The sequence below is a fragment of the Pseudomonas oryzihabitans genome (assembly GCF_032027545.1).
Classification (GTDB): Bacteria; Pseudomonadota; Gammaproteobacteria; order Pseudomonadales; family Pseudomonadaceae; genus Chryseomonas; species Chryseomonas oryzihabitans_F.
The window spans coordinates 438,756-459,199 of the sequence record NZ_JAVSJB010000004.1 but is presented as its reverse complement, the minus strand read 5'-3'; the positions used below and the strand labels follow the sequence as shown (position 1 = coordinate 459,199).

Below are 20,444 nucleotides of genomic sequence, written 5' to 3'. Positions count from 1 at the left end.
TTAGTGCGCGACGGCCGCTGCGCCGTGTTCGTCGATCAGCGCGCCGGTGTGGAAACGGTCGATGGAGAAGGGCTTGGCCAGCGGATGCATCTCGCCGGAGGCGAGGGACGCCGCGAAGACGTTGCCCGAGCCGGGCGTGGCCTTGAAGCCGCCAGTACCCCAACCGCAGTTGAAGAACAGGTTTTCCACCGGGGTCTTGGAAATGATCGGGCAGGCGTCGGGCGAGGTGTCGACGATGCCGCCCCACTGGCGGTTCATGCGTACCCGCGAGAGGATCGGGAACATCTCGACGATGGCCTGCAGGGTGTGCTCGATCACAGGGTAGGAACCGCGTTGGCCGTAACCGACCCAGCTGTCGATACCGGCGCCGATCACCAGGTCGCCCTTGTCGGACTGGCTGATGTAGCCGTGCACCGCATTGGACATGATGACGCTGTCGATGATGGGCTTGATCGGCTCGGACACCAGCGCCTGCAGCGGGTGGGATTCCAGCGGCAGGCGGAAGCCGGCCAGCTTGGCCATGTGTCCGGAGTTACCGGCGGTGACCACGCCGACGCGCCGGGCGCCGATGAAGCCGCGATTGGTTTCCACGCCGATCACCTTGCCATCCTGCTTGCGGAAGCCGGTGACCTCGGTCTGCTGGATCAGGTCGACGCCGAGGGCGTCGGCGGCACGGGCGAAGCCCCAGGCCACGGCGTCGTGACGGGCCACGCCACCGCGACGTTGCACGGTGGCGCCGAGGATCGGGTAGCGGGTGTTCTTGCTGCAGTCCAGGTAGGGGATCTCCTCGGCCACCTGGCGGGTATCGAGCAGTTCGCCGTCGACGCCGTTCAAGCGGTTGGCGCTGACCCGGCGCTCGGAATCGCGCATGTCCTGCAGGGTGTGGCAGAGGTTGTAGACGCCGCGCTGGGAGAACATGACGTTGTAGTTGAGGTCCTGGGACAGGCCTTCCCACAGCTTCATGGCATGCTCGTAGAGATGCGCGGACTCGTCCCACAGGTAGTTGGAACGGACGATGGTGGTGTTACGGGCGGTGTTGCCGCCACCCAGCCAGCCCTTCTCGATCACCGCGACGTTCTTCACGCCGAATTGCTTGGCGAGGTAGTAGGCCGTGGCCAGGCCATGGCCGCCACCGCCGACGATGACCACGTCGTACACCGGCTTGGGCGTCGGGGTGCGCCACATGCGCTGCCAGTTCTCGTGGTGGCTCAGGGAGTGCTTGAAGAGGCCGAAGCCGGAATAGCGTTGCATCTGGAGACTCCTGCAGACGACTCCCCTTTCCCGCGACCGGGAAAGGGGTTGGATAGGGTTGCGCCAGGATCGGAGCGGTTAGCGATACACCGGATAGTCACGGCACAGGTCGGCTACCTGGCGCGCCACCTGGGCTTCCACGTCGGCATCGCCGAGGTGGTCGAGGATGTCGCAGATCCAACCCGCCACGCGCTCGCTCTCGCTCACGCCCAGGCCACGGGTGGTCAGGGCCGGGGTACCGATGCGCAGACCCGAGGTCACGAAGGGCGACTGGGGATCGTTGGGCACGGCGTTCTTGTTCACGGTGATGCAGGCGCGTCCCAGGGCGGCGTCCGCGTCCTTGCCGGTGATGCCCTGCTTGATCAGGCTGACCAGGAACAGGTGGTTGTCGGTGCCACCGGAGACCACGTCGAAGCCGCGCGCCTTGAACACCCCGGCCATGGCCTGGGCGTTCTTGATCACCTGCTGCTGGTAGGTCTTGAAGCCCGGCTCCAGGGCTTCCTTGAAGCAGACCGCCTTGCCGGCGATGACGTGCATCAGCGGACCGCCCTGGGCGCCCGGGAAGACGGCAGCGCTGAGCTTCTTCTCGATGTCGGCGTTGGCCTTGCACAGGATCAGGCCGCCACGGGGGCCGCGCAGGGTCTTGTGGGTGGTGGTGGTGACCACGTCGGCGAAGGGTACCGGGTTCGGATAGACACCGGCGGCGACCAGTCCGGCCACATGGGCCATGTCGACGAACAGGTAGGCACCCACGCTGTCGGCGATGTCGCGGAAGCGCTGGAAGTCCAGGGTCTTGGAATAGGCGGAGAAGCCCGCCACGATCATCTTGGGCTTGTGCTCTTCGGCCAGACGCTGGATCTCGTCATAGTCGATCAGCCCGGTGTCGGTGTTGATGCCGTACTGCACCGCGTTGTACAGCTTGCCGGAAGAGCTGACCTTGGCACCGTGGGTCAGGTGGCCGCCATGGGCCAGGCTCATGCCGAGGATGGTGTCGCCGGCCTGCAGCAGCGCCAGGTAGACGGCGGCGTTGGCCTGGGAACCGGAATGCGGCTGGACGTTGGCATAGTCGGCGCCGAACAGCTGCTTGGCGCGCTCGATGGCCAGTTGCTCAACCTTGTCGACATGCTCGCAACCGCCGTAGTAGCGCTTGCCCGGATAGCCTTCGGCGTACTTGTTGGTCAGCACGCTGCCCTGGGCTTCCATGACGCGCTGGCTGGTGTAGTTCTCGGAGGCGATCAACTCCAGGTGATGCTCCTGGCGCCGCGCTTCCTCGCCCATGGCGGCGAACAACGCATCATCGTAGCCCTGGATTCGGTCCTGCTTGCTGAACATCGCGGCGCTCCTCAAATTGTGTTGGCGGTGAAAACCACCCCCTTGGCCGCGATGGTAGGCCTGGGAACTTCCCCCAAGATGCCTGTTTACGCCCCGGGCCGGCGCGTTTGCGACAGCCGCTGGGCGCTCCGTTTCTACCGCTCTTCAGCGCCGATAAAGTCTTTCAAATAGAGGTCGATAAGGGCGGTTACACCCCCGTGAACGCCGAGGCGTCCCATGTTCAACGCACACTACAAAAAGACTATTGCCCAGTTGCAAGAGGAACTTGCCGCGAGCCGTGGCCTGATCCAGGCGGTGGAACGCTCCATGGCGGTCATCGAATTCGATCTGGGCGGTGTGATCCTGAGCGCCAACGACACCTTCTTGCGCCTGACCGGCTATAGCGCCGCGACCCTGATCGGCCAGCATCACCGCAGTCTCTGTCCGCCCGCGCTGGTGCAGAGTCGCGACTACGGCGACCTCTGGGCACGCCTGGGGCGCGGCGATTTCGTTTCCGGCACCTTCCAGCGGCTCGACGCCCAGGGGCGGACGCTCTGGCTGGAGGCCAGCTATACCCCGGTGCTCGATGCCAGCGGTCGCCCGGCCAAGGTGGTGAAATACGCCCTGGACGTCACCCGCCAGGTCGAGCGCGACCACGAAGCCCAGAGCAAGCTCAAGGCACTGGATCGCGCCCTCGCCTGCATCGAGTTCGCCCTCGACGGCCGCATCCTCACCGCCAACGACAACTTCCTCGCCACCCTCGGCTACAGCCTTGGCGAGATCCAGGGGCAGCATCATCGGCTGTTCTGCGAGCCCAGCCTGGTCAACAGCAGCGAATACGGCGACTTCTGGCGGCGCCTGAATGCCGGCGAGTTCTTTCGCGGCCAGTTCAAGCGCCTGGGCAAGCATGGCCGGGTGGTCTGGCTGGAGGCGAGCTACAACCCGGTGTACGACGCGACTGGCCGTCTGTGCAAGGTGGTCAAGTACGCCAGCGACATCAGCGAGCGGGTCGAGAAGCACGAAAGCGACGGGCGCAGCGCCTCGCGGGCCTACCACATCTCTGCCGAGACCGAAAAGGTCGCCGAGCACGGCACCCAGATCATCCAGGCCGCCACCAGCGAGATGCGCGAAATCGCCCAGAACGTCAGTGCCTCGGCCAGGGTGATCAGCCAACTAGGCGAGCGCTCCGAGCAGATCACCGCCATCGTCAACACCATCCGTGGCATCGCCGACCAGACCAACCTGCTGGCGCTCAACGCCGCCATCGAGGCCGCCCGCGCGGGCGACCAGGGCCGTGGCTTCGCCGTGGTGGCCGATGAAGTACGCCAGTTGGCGGGGCGCACCAGTAGCGCCACGACGGAGATCGCCGACATGATCGGCAAGATCCTCGGCGAAACCCAGGAAGCCGTCGCCAGCATGGAAAGCACCCAGGAGCGGGTAGCCAAGGGAGTGGAGTTGGCCGACCAGGCCGGGGCGGTCATCGTGCAGATCCGCGACGGCGCCAGCGATGCCGTGGAAGCCGTGAGCATGTTCGCCAGCAAGCTCGATGAATCGGAGGTGATTCCTAAAGGCGCGCGCAACTGGATGGGCCATTGAACCCTGGCCGGCGCTTGATCTGAATCAAGCGCCCCTGGCGTCCGCGGTCTAGCATGAAGGTATACCCCTCTCGTGGAGATGCCCCATGCACAACGTCCTGGTCGCCTACGATGGTTCTCCCAGCGCCGACAATGCCCTGCGCTATGTCCTCGACCTGGTGAAGGCCGGCCTGCCGCTGGAACTGCACCTGCTCAACGTCCAGAACGAGCCGGAGATCTATGGCGCGCCCTTCGACGAGCGCATCCTGCGCGAGTGGCGCGGCAGCCTGCAGGACAAGGCCGAGGACATCCTGGCCAGGACACGGCCGGCGCTGCTGGACGCCGGCATCGAGGCCAAGACCCACGTCGGCTTCGGCGGCATCGCCGAGACCATCGGCGAGATGGCCCGGCGGCTGGAGGTGGATACCGTGGTGATGGGCACCCGCGGCCTGGGCTCGCTCAGCGGGCTGCTGCTCGGCTCCGTGGCCCACCGCGTGGTGCACCAAGTGCCGCTGCCGGTCATCCTGGTGAAGTAGGCGCCCAGGGAAAACCAGCCCGAAGCCTAATGCTGATCAGTTGAGCCTTCGCCTAGCGTGTCGGACAGCCATGGGTGGCTGTGTGTTAACGGATGGAGACTGTACTTATCGCGGCCATGGGCCGCTCCTACAGGGGATGATGCCTTTGTAGGAGCGGCCCATGGCCGCGATAGTCCAAGCCAGAGCGGTCGCTACGGCGCACCGGCATGGCCGCGATGAGACAGTTGCTCCTACAAAGGCACGATGCACCTGTAGGAGCGGCTCATGGCCGCGATAAAGCTTGAGCGGTCAAAGATAGTGACCCATGCAAAAACCCGGCATTGGCCCTAATGCCGATCAATCAAGGAAAAACGCCGCGTTCCCGTGAAGAGAACGCGGCGTTTTTGTGGTCGCCGGGGTAGCTGGAAGCCCAGAGCGGACTGCGATCACTGCTTAACTGGCTGACACTGAGCCGCGGGCTGGTTTTGGCTTGCAGGACAAAGACCGAATCAGATGCTCAGGGTCCAGTCGTAGTCGACGATCAGCGGCGCGTGCTGGGAGAAGCGCGGTTGCCGCGGCAGGCGCGCGGAACGCACGAAGCGGCGCAGCCCGGGAGTGAGGATGTTGTAGTCGAAGCGCCAGCCCAGGTTCAGGTGCTCGGCCTGGTCGCTGTCGGGCCACCAGCTGAACTGGTCGCCTTCGCGACTGACTTCGCGCAGGGCATCGACATAGCCCATGTTGCCGATCACCTCGTCCATCCAGGCCCGCTCCGGGGCGAGGAAGCCGGGGATCTGCTGGCAGTCGCGCCAGTTCTTCACGTCCTGCTTCTGGTGCGCCACGTACAGCGAGCCACAATAGATGTACTCGCGACGCTTGCGACGCTGCTTGTTCAGATAGTGGGTGAAGTCGTCCATGAACTTGAACTTCATGTTCAGATCCTCGTCGCCGCGCTTGCCCGAGGGCAACAGCAGGGTGGCGATGCTGACCTTGTCGAAGTCTGCCTGCAGGTAGCGGCCGAAGCGATCGCAGGACTCGAAGCCCAGGCCGCTGATCACCGCCTTCGGCTGGACCCGCGTGTAGAGCGCCACCCCGCCCTGGGACGGCACCTCGGCATCGCAGGCGTAGAGGATGTAGCCATCCAGGGCGTAGGCCGGATCGTCCATGTCGTAGGAAGAGGCGCGGGTATCCTGCAGGCAGATCACGTCGGCATTCTGCGCCTTCAACCAGGGCAACAGGCCCCGCTCGACAGCGTCCTGAATACCATTGACGTTCAAGCTGATGATCCGCATAAATGGCCCCCAAAAAATCGTGGATGTATGATACCCGAGCTAAACCGGTTTAGCTAAATACAAGCCGCGCAAGGACTTATATGCAGGCGTATCAGCGTAATTTCATTCGTTTCGCCATCGAGCGCGGAGTTCTGCGCTTTGGTGAATTCACCCTGAAGTCGGGTCGCATCAGCCCCTATTTCTTCAACGCCGGCCTGTTCCACAGCGGATCGGCCCTGGCCGAGCTCGGGCGCTGCTACGCGGATGCGCTGGTCGCGGCCAAGCTGCCCTTCGACGTGCTGTTCGGCCCGGCCTACAAAGGCATCCCGCTCGCGGCCGCCACGGCGGTAGCCCTGGCCGAGCATCACGGCCAGGACACGCCCTGGTGCTTCAACCGCAAGGAAGCCAAGGACCACGGCGAAGGCGGTCTGCTGGTGGGCGCCCCGCTGACCGGCCGCGCGCTGATCATCGACGACGTCATCACCGCCGGCACCGCCATCCGCGAGGTCATGCAGATCATCCAGGCCCAGGGCGCCAGCGCCGCCGGGGTGCTCATCGCCCTCAACCGCCAGGAGCGCGGCCGCGGCGAGCTGTCGGCCATCCAGGAGGTCGAGCGTGACTACGGCATCCCGGTGCTGAGCATCGTCGCCCTGGACCAGGTGCTCGAATACCTGGCGGAAGACGCCGAGCTCAAGCGTCATCTGCCCGCGGTACAGGACTACCGCGCCCAATACGGGATCTAGCCCCAGGAGAGACGGTCATGGTCGTGCGTCGTGCTGTCGCCAGCCTCGTGCTGCTCGCCCTGCCGCTGGCTGGCCAGGGTGCCGAGTTGTATCGCTACCTGGACCGCAACGGGACCCTGGTCATCGACCGTCAGGGCGTGCCCCCGGAATATGCCGGCAAGGGCTACGACGTGCTCAACGAGCAGGGCCGGGTGATCCGCAAAGTGGCGCCGGCGCTACCCGCCGAAGAACTCGAGCGCCGTGAGCGGGCGCGGCAGCAGGCACTGGCCGACGAGCAGTTGCGCAAGCTCTACAGCAGTGTCGAGGACGTCGACCGGGCGAAGGCCCGCAAGCTCTCCGAATTGGAAGGCCTGATGCAGATCAAGAAGGCCAACCTGGAATCCGCCCGGCAGGTGCAGGCGCAGCTGATGGAACAGGCGGCGGTGCTGCAGCGCAATGGCCAGGCTCTCCCCGAGGACATCCAGGCGCGGCTGGATGCGGCAGCGGCCGACCAGGTACGGCTGCAGGCCGACCTGGACCGCTACGAAGCCATCAGGCGCAAGACGACCGCGGCCTTCGACGGCGATCGGGCGCGGATGCAGGAGCTGGACGGACAGCCGTGAGGCAGGCCCCTGCGACGGCTAGAACGCCGCAGGGGTGACCGCTCAACCGCGTTTGCGGTTGGTGATCAGGGTACCGACGCCGACGTCGGTGAAGATTTCCAGCAGCACCGCGTTGGGCACCCGGCCGTCGATGATGTGGGCGCTCTGCACGCCGCCCTGTACCGCTTCCAGCGCGCAGCGGATCTTCGGGAGCATGCCGCCGTAGATGGTGCCGTCGGCGATCAGCGAATTGACCTGCTCGGTGGAAAGACCGGTCAGCACCTGGCCCTGCTTGTCCATCAGGCCGGCGATGTTGGTCAGCAGCATCAGCTTCTCGGCCTTGAGCGCCTCGGCCACCTTGCCCGCCACCAGGTCGGCGTTGATGTTGTAGGACTCGCCCTCCGGGCCCACGCCGATGGGCGCGATGACCGGGATGAAGTCGCCCCGCACGAGCATGTTGATCAGGTCGGTGTTGACCCCGGTGACCTCGCCGACGTGGCCGATGTCGATGATCTCCGGCTTGGTCATCTCCGGCGTCTGCCGGCTGACCTTGAGCTTGGTGGCGCGGATCAGGCCCGCGTCCTTGCCGGTCAGGCCGATGGCCTTGCCACCATGGCGGTTGATCAGGTTGACGATGTCCTTGTTGACCTGGCCGCCCAGGACCATCTCCACCACGTCCATGGTCTGGGCGTCGGTGACGCGCATGCCGTCGATGAAGTGGCTTTCGATGGACAGGCGCTTGAGCAGATCGCCGATCTGCGGACCGCCGCCGTGCACCACCACCGGGTTGATGCCCACCGCCTTCATCAGCACGATGTCACGGGCGAAACCGGCCTTGAGCTCGTCACTCTCCATGGCGTTGCCGCCGTACTTGATCACCAGCGTCTTGCCGACGAACCGGCGGATATAGGGCAGCGCCTCGGACAGTACCTCGGCGACGTGCGAGGCATCCTCGCGGCTCAGGGTCATGGCTCACCTCTCAAGGTCGACTAAGAAAAGACAAAGGGCGCCTCAGGCGCCCTCTGCTCTACCGCTGACGCGAGGTCAGAACGGCAGGTTCAGATCCGGCTGCACCGCCAGCAACTGCTTGCGGAACACCATCTTGATGCGCTCGAGCTCTTCGAGGGTTTCCGCCTCGAAACGTAGTACCAGCACCGGCGTGGTGTTGGACGCCCGCACCAGGCCCCAGCCGTTCTGGTAATCGACGCGGACGCCGTCCAGGGTGGTGATCTGGGCATCGCCCCACTGGGCGTCGCGCTGCAGGGTCTCGATGATGCCGAACTTGGTCTCTTCGGTCACCTGGATATTGATCTCCGGGGTGGAGATGTCTACCGGGAAGGTATCGAACACCTGTTGGGCGCTCTGCTTCTCCTGGCTGAGGATCTCCAGCAGGCGCACGGCGCTGTAGATGCCGTCGTCGAAGCCGAACCAGCGCTCCTTGAAGAACACGTGGCCGCTCATCTCGCCGGCCAGCAGGGCACCGGTTTCCTTCATCTTCTTCTTGATCAGCGAGTGACCGGTCTTCCACATGATGGGACGACCGCCATAGCCGGCGATGAGGTTGTTCAGGCGGCGGGTGCACTTGACGTCGAAGATGATGTCGGCGCCCGGGTTACGGGAGACCACGTCCTTGGCGAACAGCATCAGCAGCTGGTCGGGATAGATGATCTTGCCTTCGTTGGTCACCACGCCGACACGGTCGCCGTCGCCGTCGAAGGCCAGGCCCAGGTCGGCACCGGTTTCCTTGACCTTGGCGATGAGGTCTTCCAAATTCTCGGGCTTGCCCGGATCCGGGTGGTGGTTGGGGAAGTTGCCATCCACCTCGCAGAACAGCGGGATGACCTCGCAACCCAGGGACTCGATCAGCTGCGGGGCATTGACCGCGGCGACACCGTTGCCGGCGTCCACCACCACCTTGAGCTTCTTGGCCAGCACCACGTCGTTGCGGATGTAGTCGGCGTAGCTCTTGAGCACGTCGACCTGCTTGATCTGGCCCTGGCCGCTGGCCACGTCACCGGTCTCGATGCGCTGGCGCAGGCGCTGGATGGATTCGTTGGCCAGGGTCTCGCCGGCGATGACGATCTTGAAGCCGTTGTAGTCCGGCGGGTTGTGGCTGCCGGTCAGCATGACGCCGGACTTGCCTTCGAGCACGTTGGCCGCGTAGTAGAGCACCGGGGTCGGCACCATGCCGACGTCGCTGACATTGGCGCCGCTGTCGGCCACGCCCTTGATCAGTTGGGCGACCAGCTCGGGGCCGGACAGACGGCCATCACGGCCGACGGCCACGTTGGGCTCGCCACGCGCCAGGCTTTCCGAGCCGATGGCGCGCCCGATCCAGTAGGCGGCTTCGGCGGTCAGGGAGTCACCGACCACGCCACGGATGTCGTAGGCGCGGAAGATGCTGGCGTTGAGTTGGGGGGCTTGCGGGGTAGTGCTCATCGGGGGTTTCTCCAATCCCAGGAGATCCTGGTCTTCGTCGAGGATACTGATGTCGAGGATGTCGGTGGTCTGGAACAGCGGCTCGCTCTGGGGTGAGCGGCCTCTGTCGGCAAACTCCGCCAGGGTCTTGGCCACGGCCGCGCTCGGCGCCGTGGCATAGAGGTCCGGCGACGATCCGGTCGAAGGGTTCAGCGACCGGGCCGCCGCCCTGGCCAGGGGCTCCATTACCGCCAGGCGCAAGGCCGGGCTTTTGGCTGCCGGATTGGTTTCAAGTTCCTCGGCATAGGCGACCAGACTGCGGACGTCGTCACGGAGCCGTCGTGACAGCTCCCGGGAAAACAGCCAAAAGCCGGCCAGTAGGCCGAACAGGGCGAGCAGCAGGGCCATCAGCGGGGCCAGCAGGGGGGTGTCCGCTGCGGCGCTGGCGGCAGGCGCCAGTTCCAGCGTCCACAGGGTGCTGCCGGTGGGCAGGCGCCGGGCCAGGGGTGCGTCACCGGGGCTGCCGCCCTGACTCAGTACCTGCACCTGGCCGCCGGGGAACTGCTGCAGCAGGCGCCAATGGCCGAGTTCCGGGGGCGGTACCGCCCATCCCTGCAGCACCGTCGACAGCTCTTCCACCAGCACGGCGCTACCCAGCAACTGATCGCCGCGGCGGATCGGCTGGGCACTGTAGACCAGCCAGCGATCGCCCAGGCGATAGGCTTCCGGCGGGGTGCGCTGGCCGCTCTCCACGCGCTTGAGCAGATCGAGGGCGGCGTAGTTGAGGGGACCGGGGCGGTCGTCTTCGATCTGGCGCATGCCGGCGGGCACCACCAGGACATCGACCACACCGAGGCGCTCGCGCAGTTGCGTCTCCGCCGCCTGGCGGGCCGTGGGGTCGTCGCCCTGCAGGGCTTGCAACACCAGGGCATCGCCGGCAACGCCCTGCAGCCGCCGGGTCAGGCCGACCAACAACTGGTCGAGGGACGCGGCCTGGCTCTGCAAGGCGCGTTCGGCCTGCTGCTCCTGGGTGCGCGCGCCCTGCGGCGCCAGCACCAGGAACCAGAGCAGCGCTGCGGCCAGTAACCAACCGGCGAGCGCCAGCAGCAGACCGCTACCCAGGCCGGGCAAGGGCGCGCTCTTCAGCCTGTGCCTGCGGTCTTCCTTGCCGTTGTTGCGCCTAGCCATGCCGTTCCTCTCCTTATCTGTCACGGCGCGCCCTGAATGCCTTTGGCGTCAGCGGGTACCGGAATGGCCGAAGCCGCCAGCACCGCGTTCGGTCTCGGTGAAGCTCTCGACGATGTCGAAGTGCGCCTGTACCACAGGGACGAGCATCAGTTGGGCGATACGCTCGCCGACGCTGACGGTGAAGCTGCTCTGACCGCGATTCCAGCAGGACACCATCAGTTCGCCCTGGTAATCCGAATCGATCAGGCCGACCAGGTTGCCGAGCACGATGCCGTGCTTATGACCCAGGCCCGAGCGTGGCAGGATCAGCGCTGCCAGTCCGGGATCGGCGACGTGGATGGCGAGACCAGTGGGGATCAGCGCGGTCTGCCCCGGTTCCAGCACCAGATCCGCTTGCAGCATGGCGCGCAGGTCGAGACCGGCCGAACCAGGCGTGGCGTAGGTCGGCAGCGGGAAATCGCGCCCCAGGCGCGGGTCGAGGATCTTGGCTTGAAGGCTATGCATGGGTCTGGACAGTGTCTTTCAAGTGGGTGGAAATCAGCGCGATGAGTTGGCGGGCGATCTTGCCCTTGCTGGTCTGCTCGAAGCGGATCTCGTGCAGGCCGCGGTCGATCACGGTGACCGCGTTGTCTTCGCTGTTGAAGCCGATGGCCGGATTGGCCACGTCGTTGGCGACGATGAGATCGAGGTTCTTGTCGCGCAGCTTGCGCTGGGCATACTCCAGCAGGTTCTGGGTTTCCGCGGCGAAACCGACGCTGAAGGGCCGATCCGGACGCCCCGCCAGGGTGGCGAGGATGTCGGGATTGCGCACCAGCTCCAGCAGCAGGCCGTCGCCGCGGGTGGGGTCCTTCTTCAACTTGTGCGGGGCGATGACTTCGGGGCGATAGTCCGCCACTGCCGCCGAGGCGATCAGCACGTCGCAGGGCATCAGCGCCTCGCAGGCCGCCAGCATGTCACGGGCGCTGACCACGTCGATGCGCTCGACGCGATCAGGAGTCGCCAGATGCACCGGTCCGCTCACCAGACTGACGCGCGCGCCCGCCTCCGCCGCCGCCTCCGCCAGGGCGAAGCCCATGCGGCCGGAGCTGTGGTTGGTGATGTAGCGCACCGGATCGATGTTTTCCTGGGTCGGGCCGGCCGTGATGACCACGTGGCGACCGGTCAGGTCCAGGCGCTGGAAGCAGTCCGCGGCGAGCTGGGCGAGGTCGGTGGCCTCCAGCATCCGGCCAGGGCCGACATCGCCACAGGCCTGGCTGCCACTGGCCGGGCCGAACAGCTTGATGCCGCGACTGCGCAGCAGCTCGGCATTGGCCTGGGTGGCCGGATCGCGCCACATGGCCTGGTTCATGGCGGGTGCCAGGGCGACCCGGGCATCGGTGGCCAGTACCAGGGTGGTGAGGAGGTCGTCCGCCACGCCCTGGGCCAGGCGCGCCATGACATCGGCGGTGGCCGGGGCGACCAGCACCAGATCGGCCCAGCGGGCCAGCTCGATATGGCCCATGGCCGCTTCGGCGGCCGGGTCCAGCAGATCGAGGTGCACGGGCAGCCCGGAGAGCGCCTGGAGGGTCAGCGGCGTGATGAATTCGCGCCCGCCGCGGGTCAGTACCACCCGCACCTCGGCGCCCTGGTCCTTGAGTCGGCGCACCAACTCGGCGCTCTTGTAAGCGGCGATGCCACCTCCGACGCCCAGCACGATGCGTTTACGATGGAGCCGCTGCATACAGTCTTCCGCTTCGAAACCGTCTAGAACGGGCCTCGCCGACGCTCTAGGCTGGCGTAAACCCGCGAATCATCCGGTTAAGATAGCACAGCGCCTGCAGGACGCAGGCGCCAGCCCAAACAAGGAGCGCCTCATGAGCATCAAGGATTGGCCGACCCAGGAGCGGCCGCGGGAGAAACTACTGGAACAGGGTGCGCAGGCGCTCACCGACGCCGAGCTGCTGGCGATCTTCCTGCGCACGGGCGTCGCCGGTCGCAGCGCGGTGGATCTGGCCCGTCAGCTGCTCGGCGAGTTCGGCAGCCTGAGGGCGTTGCTGCAGGCGGACCTGGCGTCCTTCAGTACCCATTTGGGGTTGGGGCCGGCCAAGTACAGCCAGTTGCAGGCGGTACTGGAGATGGGGCGGCGCCACCTGGCCGAAGGCCTCAAACGCGACTCGGCGCTGGAGAGCCCCCAGCAGGTCCGCGACTATCTAAAGGCACGTCTGCGCCACGAACCCCACGAAATCTTCGGCTGCCTATTCCTCGACACCCGGCATCGGGTGCTGGCCTTCGAGGCGCTGTTCCACGGCACCATCGACGGCGCCAGCGTCTACCCCCGCCAGGTGGTCAAGCGGGCCCTCGCCCACAACGCCGCGGCCGTCATCCTGACCCACAACCATCCCTCCGGCGTCGCCGAACCCAGCCAGGCCGATCGCCTGCTCACCGGTCGGCTGAAGGACGCCCTGGCTCTGGTGGATGTACGGGTGCTGGATCATTTCATCGTCGGCGATGGAGAACCGCTGTCGATGGCGGAATATGGCTGGCTCTAGAGTTTTCCCATATAGGCGCCTATATAGGCGCCATATTTTTCTCGTCAAAAATATTACATCCGCATAACTGACAATGACGGTCACTTTTCCAGGCTTAATTAGGACAAAATTTGTCACCTCATTTAAAACTCTGATTTTTTAGTTGTCGCCCTTGGCAAAAAATCAGCTGTCGATCACGTTTTTCACGCTACCAAAGCCCATGAAACGGCTTTAGGATGCGCCTCACAGCGTTGCTGCGCCATTAGCTGCCCAGCGATGAGCGAAAACCGTTACAGCAACTTATCGTGCCGCGAAGTTCAAGGACTAGAACTTTCCGCCCTGTGAGGTCATGGATGACTTTATTGCCCCCGCTCGCCTCCAGCTATATAACCATCGCTGAACAGGCCATTAACGAAGACAACTTCGCCGGTGAAGATTGCCGGTATAGCCCGGAATTCGAACGCCTCGAAAACGCCTGCCACAACAGCCAGGCGCTGCATCGTGACATCACCCCCGATTGGGCCGACATCGCCGCGCAGGCCACGGTGTTTCTGCGTGAGCAATCCAAGGATCTGCGGGTCGCCGGCTGGCTGACCTGGGCGCTGCAGCGGACCCAGGGCTGGTCCGGTCTGCAAGCCGGGCTGACGCTGATCGAACGTCTGACCGAAGCGCACTGGGACGTCCTGCATCCCCGCAAGGAGCGCACTCGTGCCGCCGCCTATAGTTGGCTCTGCACACGGCTGGACGGCCTCTTCGACAGCACCACCCTGAACGCCTTGGAATCGTCCTGGCTACAGACCTTCAGCGCCCAGCTGGCCAGGCTGGAAAGCGTGCTGCAACCGCGCCTGGGCGACGCCGCTCCCCTGCTGCTGCCCCTGGTGCGCCGCCTGGATGAACAGCAGCGGCGCCAGGCCCAGCCGAGCGCAGCGACCCTGTCCACGAACGCCGCCATGACCAGCACCGCCCAGCCACTGCCCCAGGGACCGGTGGAATCGGACAAGGACGCCCATCGCCTCCTGCGCCAGCTGCAGGAGGGCGCCCGCAGCCTGAACGCCTGGTGGCTACGCCAGCGCGCCGGCGATCCGCGCGCGTTGCGGCTGAATCGTGCGCTGCTGTGGAGTGGCATCGACAGCCTGCCCGCCCACGACTCCCAGGGAGTCACCGGCCTGCGCGGCCTGCCGGCCGATCGCCTGAAATTCTTCCAGGAGCGCCAGGCCGCAGGCGAGGCCGCGACCCTGCTCGGCGAACTGGAGACCAGCCTGGCTCGCGCGCCCTTCTGGCTGGATGGGCAACGCCTGGCCTGGGAATGTCTGCAAAGCCTCGGTGCCGAGGCCGCCTGCCGCGAGATCGAATGGCCGATGGTACTGCTGCTGGAGCGCCTGCCCGGACTCGAAGCCCTCGCCTTCCATGACGGCCACCCCTTCGCCGATGCCCAGACCCGCCTGTGGCTGGCCGGCCTGGCGACGCGGGGCGCACCTCAACCCGCCGTCCCCACCAGCGGGGATAGCCCAGCGGAAGACTGGCGCGCGGCCCTGGCCGAGGCCCTCGTGGAACTACGGGTTAGTGGCCTCAAGAGTGCGGTGCGGCGCCTGCAGGCCGGTCGCCTCGGCGCCCTGGGCGAGCGCCAGCGGCTGCTCTGGGACCTGGCCAGCGCCCAGTTGTTGATCCACGCCCGCCAGTTCGAGCTGGCCCACTTCCAGCTCGCCGCCCTGGATGCCGAGCACGGGCCCCTGCTGATGCGCTGGGAGCCGCAGCTGGCCCTGGAGATCCTCCAGGCGCGCCGCCAGTGCCTGGAAGCCCTACCCGTCACCGCTGACAGCCGGGCGCAGTTGCAACAGCTGCGCCCAAGACTCTGCCGCCTCGACCTCGAAGCGGCACTCGACTGAGGCTCGCCCTCACCCACCAGGAGAAAGACATGGCCAAAGAAGGCTCGGTTGCGCTGAAAGAGCGCATCAACGTCACGGTACGTCCCGCCACCGGCGGTGCCGAAGAAGAACTGGAGCTGCCCCTCAAGCTCATGGTGCTGGGCAATTTCACCCAGCGCGCCGACGACCGCAAGCTCGAAGACCGCAAACCGGTGGCCATCGACAAGGACAACTTCGACGAGGTGATGGCCAAGCAGCAGTTGGGCCTGACCCTGGCGGTGCCCAATCGCCTGCAGGAAGGCAGCGAAGACGACCTCGCGGTGCAGCTCGACATCAAGGCCATGGCCGACTTCAGCCCGGCGCGGCTGGTGCAGCAGGTGCCAGAACTCAAGCAGTTGATGGACCTGCGCGACGCCCTGGTGGCGCTCAAGGGCCCACTCGGCAACGCCCCGGCCTTCCGCAAGGCCATCGAGCAGGTGCTCGCCGACCCGGTCGCCCGCGAGCAGGTGCTCGGCGAACTCGGCCTGCCCCAACAAGACGTCTGACCAGGAGGCTAATCATGACCGATATCCTGCTCCAGCATCGCCCAGCCAAGGTCGCCGACGACAGCGGCATCCTCGACCGCATTATCGCCGAGACCCGCCTGGCGCCCCAGGACGAAGGCTATGGCGCGGCCAAGCGCGGCGTCTCCGCCTTCATCGAGGAATTGCTCAAGCCGCACAACGCCCAGCAGCCGGTGAAGAAGGCACTGGTCGACCGCATGATCGCCGAGATCGACGAGAAGCTCAGCCGCCAGGTGGACGAGATCCTGCACCACGCCGAATTCCAGTCGCTGGAAGCGGCCTGGCGTGGCCTGCGGCTGCTGGTGGAGCGCACCGACTTCCGTGAGAACAACAAGATCGAGCTGCTCAACGTCTCCAAGCAGGACCTGCTGGAAGACTTCGAGGATGCGCCGGAGATCGTCCAGTCCGGCCTCTACAAGCACGTCTACACCGCCGAGTTCGGCCAGTTCGGCGGCGAGCCGGTCGGTGCCATCATCGCCAACTACGACTTCGATCCCACCGCGCCGGACATCCGCACCCTGCAGCAGGTGGCAGCGGTCTCGGCCATGGCCCATGCCCCCTTCATCGCCGCCGCCGGGCCGCGCTTCTTCGGCCTGGAGAGCTTCACCGGCCTACCCGATCTCAAGGACCTCAAGGATCACTTCGACGGCCCGCAATTCGCCAAGTGGCAGAGCTTTCGCGAGCAGGAAGACGCCCGCTACGTCGGCCTGACCCTGCCACGTTTCCTGCTGCGCACGCCCTACGATCCGGAAGAGAATCCGGTGAAGACCTTTGCCTATCGCGAGAACGTCAGCCAGAGCCACGGCCACTATCTCTGGGGCAACACCGCCTACGCCTTCGCCACCCGCCTGACCCACAGCTTCGCCAAGTACCGCTGGTGCCCGAACATCGTCGGCCCGCAGAGTGGCGGCGCCGTGGAAGACCTGCCGCTGCACCACTTCGAGAGCATGGGCGAGATCGAGACCAAGATCCCCACCGAGGTGCTGATCTCAGATCGCCGCGAATACGAACTGGCCGACGCCGGCTTCATCGCCCTGACCATGCGCAAGGGCAGCGACAACGCCGCCTTCTTTTCCGCCTGCTCGACGCAGAAGCCCAAGTTCTTCGGCACCAGCGAGGAAGGCCGCGCGGCCGAGCTGAACTACAGGCTGGGCACCCAGTTGCCCTACCTGTTCATCGTCAGCCGCCTGGCGCACTACCTCAAGGTGCTGCAGCGCGAGCAGCTGGGCGGGACCAAGGAGCGCACCGACCTCGAACTGGAACTCAACAAGTGGATCCGCCAGTTCGTCGCCGACCAGGAGAACCCGAGCGCCGAGGTCCGCGGTCGCCGGCCGTTGCGCGCCGCCAGCATCCGCGTCAGCGACGTGGAGGGCAATCCGGGCTGGTTCCGCGTCGGCCTGAGCGTGCGCCCGCACTTCAAGTACCAGGGCGCCGATTTCACCCTCTCGCTGGTCGGCAAGCTGGACAAGGAGTAACCGACGATGAGCCACGGCAGTCTGTTCGAACGCCTGGCCGGTACCCGTAGCGCACATACCCAGGGCTCGCCCTTCGACGCCCTGAGCGCCTCGGTAGCAGCGCACCTGGCGAAGATGCTCAGCACCCGCGCCGGCAGCGTACCTATCCAGGCCGACTACGGACTGCCCGATCTCAACGACCTGCGCCTGTCGCTGCACGACTCGCTGCAACGGGCGCGGCTGGCCATCGAGCACTTCGTCGCCAGCTACGAGCCGCGCCTGTCGAGGGTGAAGGTGCTGCCCCTGCCACGGGAAGGCACCACCCTGGCCTTCGCACTGGAAGGCCAGCTCGAACTCGACGGTCAGCGTCGCCCCATCCGTTTCACCGCGAGCCTGGATGGCAGCGGTCAGGTCAAGGTCAGCCAGGGATAGGTCCATGTCCTTCAATCACTACTACCAGAGCGAACTGGCGGAATTGCGCCAACTGGGCGCGCGCTTCGCCGAGCGCAACCCCGCCCTCGCGCCCTTCCTCGGCCAAGGCGGCCAGGACCCGGACGTCGAGCGGCTGCTGGAGGGCTTCGCCTTCCTCACCGGTCGCCTGCGGCAGAAGCTCGACGACGAGTTGCCCGAGCTGACCCATTCGCTGCTCAATCTGCTGTGGCCGCACTACCTGCGCCCGCTGCCGAGTTGCGCCATCCTGGAGTTCGACCCGCTGCCCGCGCCGGGTGCGGCGCTCGAGGTTCCACGTGGAACGGAGGTGGAATCCCGCCCGCTGGACGAGGTGAGCTGCCGCTTCCGCACCTGTTTCGCCGCCGAGATCCTGCCGCTACGGGTAGCCGAGGTGGGCTTCGCACCCCAGGGCGACGGCGCCCGCCTGACCCTGCGCCTGGAAGTCATCGGCACAGGCACCCTGGCCGCGCTCGACCTGCGCCAACTACCACTGCACCTGGCCGGCGACCGTACCCTCAGCCAGGATCTCTACCTGGCGCTGCTGCACAACCTAGCGGGCCTGAGTTTGGTGCCGATCGATGGCGAGGGGCAGTCACTGGTCGATGAGCAAGGCCGCGAACGCGTCCTGCCACTGGCCGCCGACCAGGTCCAGCCGCTCGGCTTCGGCGAAGAGGACGCGCTGCTGCCCTATCCGCCCAATGCCTTCCGCGGCTATCGGCACCTGCAGGAGTACTTCGCCTTCCCGGAGAAATTCCTCTTCGTGACGGTGCAGGGCCTGGCCGCGCTGCAGCGGCTCCCCGAAGAGGTACGCCGCCAGGCCCGTGGGCTGGAGCTGCGTTTCGCGATCAAGCGCATCGCCCGCCAGCCGCGCCTGCCCGGGCGCGACAACCTGCGGCTGCACTGCGTGCCGGTGGTCAACCTGTTCCGCCACGACGCCCTGCCGATTCGCCTGGACGGCAAGCGCGACGAGTACCCGCTGTTCCCCGCCGGCCATGGTCGCGAGCACCTGGGCGTGTTCGCCGTGGAGCGGGTGACCGGCTGGCAACCCGGCGGGCTCGGCCATCGCGACTATCTGCCGTTCGAGTCCTTCGCCCATGACCTGAGTTTCGGTGGTCAGTGGGGCCGGCCCCACTATGCCGTGCGCCAACGTACCGCCCTGCTACACGGCGGCATCGACACCTACCTGGCCTTCGGCGACCCAGGCAACGACCAGGACACCCTGTCCATCGAGCTGACCTGCACCAACCAGAATCTGCCGCAACGCCTGCGCGCCGGCGACCTCTGCCTGCCCACCGAGAACACCCCCGGCGGGCTGGGTTTTCGCAACCTGGCCGCGCCCACCGCCAGCCATGCGCCAGTGCTGTCCGGGGATCGGCTGTGGCAACTGGTCTCCAACCTGTCGCTCAACTACCTGTCGCTGACCGACGTGGCCGCCCTGCGCACGGTGCTGGCCAGCTACGACCTGCCGCGCCAGCACGATCGCCAGGCCGAGCGGGTCAGCCGCCAGCGCCTGGCCGCGCTGCAGGCCATCAGCCATCGCCCGGTGGACCGCCTCTATCGCGGCCTGCCGATCCGTGGCATCGCCACCCAACTGGTCATGGATGCCAGCGGCTTTCGCAGCGAGGGCGAGCTGTACCTGTTCGCCAGCGTGCTCAACGAGTTCTTCGCGCTCTACGCCAGCCTGAACTCCTTCCATCAACTCAGCGTTCGCAGCCTGCAGGGAGAGGTGTACCTATGGACACCGCGCATGGGTCAGCAGCCGCTGATCTGAACCGCTCGGCGCTGTGCCGGGAGATTCGCGAGTACTCGTTGTTCCAGGGCATCCAGCAGGTGCTCAAGAGACTGCACGCCCTGGAACCCGGGCTGACCGAAGACGAGCTGTACGAGCGCCTGGAATTCCACGCCAACCCGAGCCTGGCCTTCCCCGGCAGTGACATCGAGCGGCTGGAATTCGTCGCGGATGACGATGGCCTGCGCGCCCGCTTGCAACTCAACCTGGGCGCCTTGATGGGCAGTGGCTCGCCGCTGCCGGCCTTCTACAGCGAGCAGGCCCTGGGCGATGGCGAGCAGCATCGCACCACCCGCGATTTCCTCGACCTCTTCAACCACCGGCTGCATCGATTGCTGCTGCCGATCTGGCGCAAGTACCGCTATCACGCCCGCTTCCGTGAGGGCGCCCGCGACGAGCTGTCGGCGCGGCTGTTCAGCCTCATCGGCCTGGGCGACAGCAGCCTGCGCCAGGCACCGGAGCTGAACTGGAAACGCCTGCTGCCCTACCTCGGCCTGCTCAGCCTCAAGGTGCATTCGGCGGCGCTGATCGAGGCCGCGCTGCGCTACTACTTCGCGCAGCCCGCCCTGCGCCTGGAGCAGTGCCTGGAGCGGCGCGTCGCCATTCCCGGCGAGCAGCAATCCCGGCTAGGGCAGGGCACCGCCCAGCTCGGCCGGGCGGCGGTGCTGGGCGTGCAGGTACGGGATCGGGTCGGTAAGTTCCGGCTGCACCTGCTGGAGCTGGACTGGAACGCCTTCCACACCTTCCTACCAGCGGGCACCCAGCACGCGGCACTGCGCGCCCTGCTGCGCTTCACCCTGCGCGACCAGCTGGACTACGACCTGCGCCTACACCTGCGCCGGGATGAGTTGCGCGAATGGCGCCTCGGCGCCGCCAGCCCCTGCCGCCTGGGCTGGACCACCTGGCTCGGTCTTACCCGTGCCAAGGGCCAGGTCACCCTGGCCTGCCACCGTTAATCAAGGACGAT

18 protein-coding genes and 1 pseudogene are annotated in these 20,444 nt (G+C 66.2%); 12 read left to right on the top strand and 7 right to left on the bottom strand.

Translation table 11 applies throughout. From position 1 onward, the window contains the following. Together RND78_RS09450 and glyA are read right to left on the bottom strand one after the other, a co-directional pair. The gene (locus tag RND78_RS09450) at window positions 1–1,251 is read right to left on the bottom strand and encodes a sarcosine oxidase subunit beta family protein (protein ID WP_295465281.1); all 1,251 of its coding nucleotides are present in this window, start codon (window positions 1,249–1,251) and stop codon (window positions 1–3) included. Window positions 1,252–1,329: 78 nt separating this feature from the next. Continuing rightward, window positions 1,330–2,583, bottom strand: a complete 1,254-nt coding sequence (glyA, locus tag RND78_RS09445; protein WP_312728091.1) for a serine hydroxymethyltransferase — start codon at window positions 2,581–2,583, stop codon at window positions 1,330–1,332. A gap of 216 nt (window positions 2,584–2,799) precedes the next feature. Between glyA and RND78_RS28255 the strand changes: the two are divergent. From RND78_RS28255 to RND78_RS09435, 3 genes and pseudogenes are all read left to right on the top strand, one after another. Further along, window positions 2,800–3,570: pseudogene (locus RND78_RS28255) on the top strand (PAS domain-containing protein); the annotation flags it as partial. Beyond that, window positions 3,559–4,158 carry a methyl-accepting chemotaxis protein gene (locus RND78_RS28250; protein WP_409457033.1) on the top strand — a complete coding sequence of 200 codons (600 nt, stop codon included), beginning with the start codon at window positions 3,559–3,561 and terminating at the stop codon, window positions 4,156–4,158. The pseudogene RND78_RS28255 and the gene RND78_RS28250, both read left to right, overlap by 12 nt. An 85-nt stretch (window positions 4,159–4,243) precedes the next feature. Beyond that, window positions 4,244–4,672 carry a universal stress protein gene (locus RND78_RS09435; RefSeq protein ID WP_312728087.1) on the top strand — a complete coding sequence of 143 codons (429 nt, stop codon included), beginning with the start codon at window positions 4,244–4,246 and terminating at the stop codon, window positions 4,670–4,672. Between the two features lie 488 nt (window positions 4,673–5,160). Here the strand turns inward: RND78_RS09435 and RND78_RS09430 are convergent, their stop codons facing one another. Continuing rightward, window positions 5,161–5,940 carry an exodeoxyribonuclease III gene (locus RND78_RS09430; RefSeq protein WP_059228839.1) on the bottom strand — a complete coding sequence of 260 codons (780 nt, stop codon included), beginning with the start codon at window positions 5,938–5,940 and terminating at the stop codon, window positions 5,161–5,163. 80 nt (window positions 5,941–6,020) lie between these two features. Between RND78_RS09430 and pyrE the strand changes: the two genes are divergently transcribed. Together pyrE and RND78_RS09420 are read left to right on the top strand one after the other, a co-directional pair. After that, on the top strand, window positions 6,021–6,662 hold the full coding sequence (gene pyrE, locus RND78_RS09425; protein WP_059228837.1) for an orotate phosphoribosyltransferase: 642 nt from the start codon (window positions 6,021–6,023) through the stop codon (window positions 6,660–6,662). 17 nt (window positions 6,663–6,679) lie between these two features. Then, complete coding sequence (locus RND78_RS09420) at window positions 6,680–7,264, top strand: DUF4124 domain-containing protein (protein WP_312728078.1); 585 nt, start codon at window positions 6,680–6,682, stop codon at window positions 7,262–7,264. Between the two features lie 42 nt (window positions 7,265–7,306). Here the strand turns inward: RND78_RS09420 and argB are convergent, their stop codons facing one another. From argB to coaBC, 4 genes are all read right to left on the bottom strand, one after another. Further along, window positions 7,307–8,212 carry an acetylglutamate kinase gene (gene argB, locus RND78_RS09415; RefSeq protein WP_312728077.1) on the bottom strand — a complete coding sequence of 302 codons (906 nt, stop codon included), beginning with the start codon at window positions 8,210–8,212 and terminating at the stop codon, window positions 7,307–7,309. 75 nt (window positions 8,213–8,287) lie between these two features. After that, window positions 8,288–9,682 carry a phosphomannomutase/phosphoglucomutase gene (algC, locus tag RND78_RS09410; protein ID WP_312728122.1) on the bottom strand — a complete coding sequence of 465 codons (1,395 nt, stop codon included), beginning with the start codon at window positions 9,680–9,682 and terminating at the stop codon, window positions 8,288–8,290. A 1,215-nt stretch (window positions 9,683–10,897) separates the two neighbouring features. Further along, entirely contained in the window at window positions 10,898–11,353 is a 456-nt protein-coding gene (dut, locus tag RND78_RS09405; protein WP_312728076.1) for a dUTP diphosphatase, read from the bottom strand. Continuing rightward, entirely contained in the window at window positions 11,346–12,569 is a 1,224-nt protein-coding gene (gene coaBC, locus RND78_RS09400) for a bifunctional phosphopantothenoylcysteine decarboxylase/phosphopantothenate--cysteine ligase CoaBC (RefSeq protein ID WP_312728074.1), read from the bottom strand. The genes dut and coaBC overlap by 8 nt, the downstream gene beginning before the upstream one ends. Window positions 12,570–12,702: 133 nt before the next feature. Between coaBC and radC the strand changes: the two genes are divergently transcribed. The 7 genes from radC (at window position 12,703) to tssG (ending at window position 20,433) form a co-directional block, all read left to right on the top strand. Next, window positions 12,703–13,377, top strand: coding sequence for a RadC family protein (gene radC / locus RND78_RS09395; protein ID WP_312728072.1), 675 nt, complete (start codon window positions 12,703–12,705; stop codon window positions 13,375–13,377). 341 nt (window positions 13,378–13,718) lie between these two features. After that, window positions 13,719–15,242, top strand: coding sequence for a type VI secretion system protein TssA (tssA, locus tag RND78_RS09390; protein WP_312728070.1), 1,524 nt, complete (start codon window positions 13,719–13,721; stop codon window positions 15,240–15,242). A 29-nt stretch (window positions 15,243–15,271) separates the two neighbouring features. Further along, window positions 15,272–15,766, top strand: coding sequence for a type VI secretion system contractile sheath small subunit (gene tssB / locus RND78_RS09385; RefSeq protein ID WP_312728069.1), 495 nt, complete (start codon window positions 15,272–15,274; stop codon window positions 15,764–15,766). Window positions 15,767–15,780: 14 nt separating this feature from the next. Next, complete coding sequence (gene tssC, locus RND78_RS09380) at window positions 15,781–17,259, top strand: type VI secretion system contractile sheath large subunit (RefSeq protein WP_312728067.1); 1,479 nt, start codon at window positions 15,781–15,783, stop codon at window positions 17,257–17,259. Between the two features lie 6 nt (window positions 17,260–17,265). Further along, on the top strand, window positions 17,266–17,670 hold the full coding sequence (gene tssE, locus RND78_RS09375; RefSeq protein WP_312728064.1) for a type VI secretion system baseplate subunit TssE: 405 nt from the start codon (window positions 17,266–17,268) through the stop codon (window positions 17,668–17,670). A gap of 4 nt (window positions 17,671–17,674) precedes the next feature. Then, a complete protein-coding gene (tssF, locus tag RND78_RS09370) occupies window positions 17,675–19,459 on the top strand; it encodes a type VI secretion system baseplate subunit TssF (protein ID WP_312728061.1) in 1,785 nt (594 codons plus the stop codon). Beyond that, the gene (tssG, locus tag RND78_RS09365; RefSeq protein ID WP_312728058.1) at window positions 19,423–20,433 is read left to right on the top strand and encodes a type VI secretion system baseplate subunit TssG; all 1,011 of its coding nucleotides are present in this window, start codon (window positions 19,423–19,425) and stop codon (window positions 20,431–20,433) included. The genes tssF and tssG overlap by 37 nt, the downstream gene beginning before the upstream one ends. The last annotated feature ends 11 nt before the right edge of the window (window positions 20,434–20,444 follow it).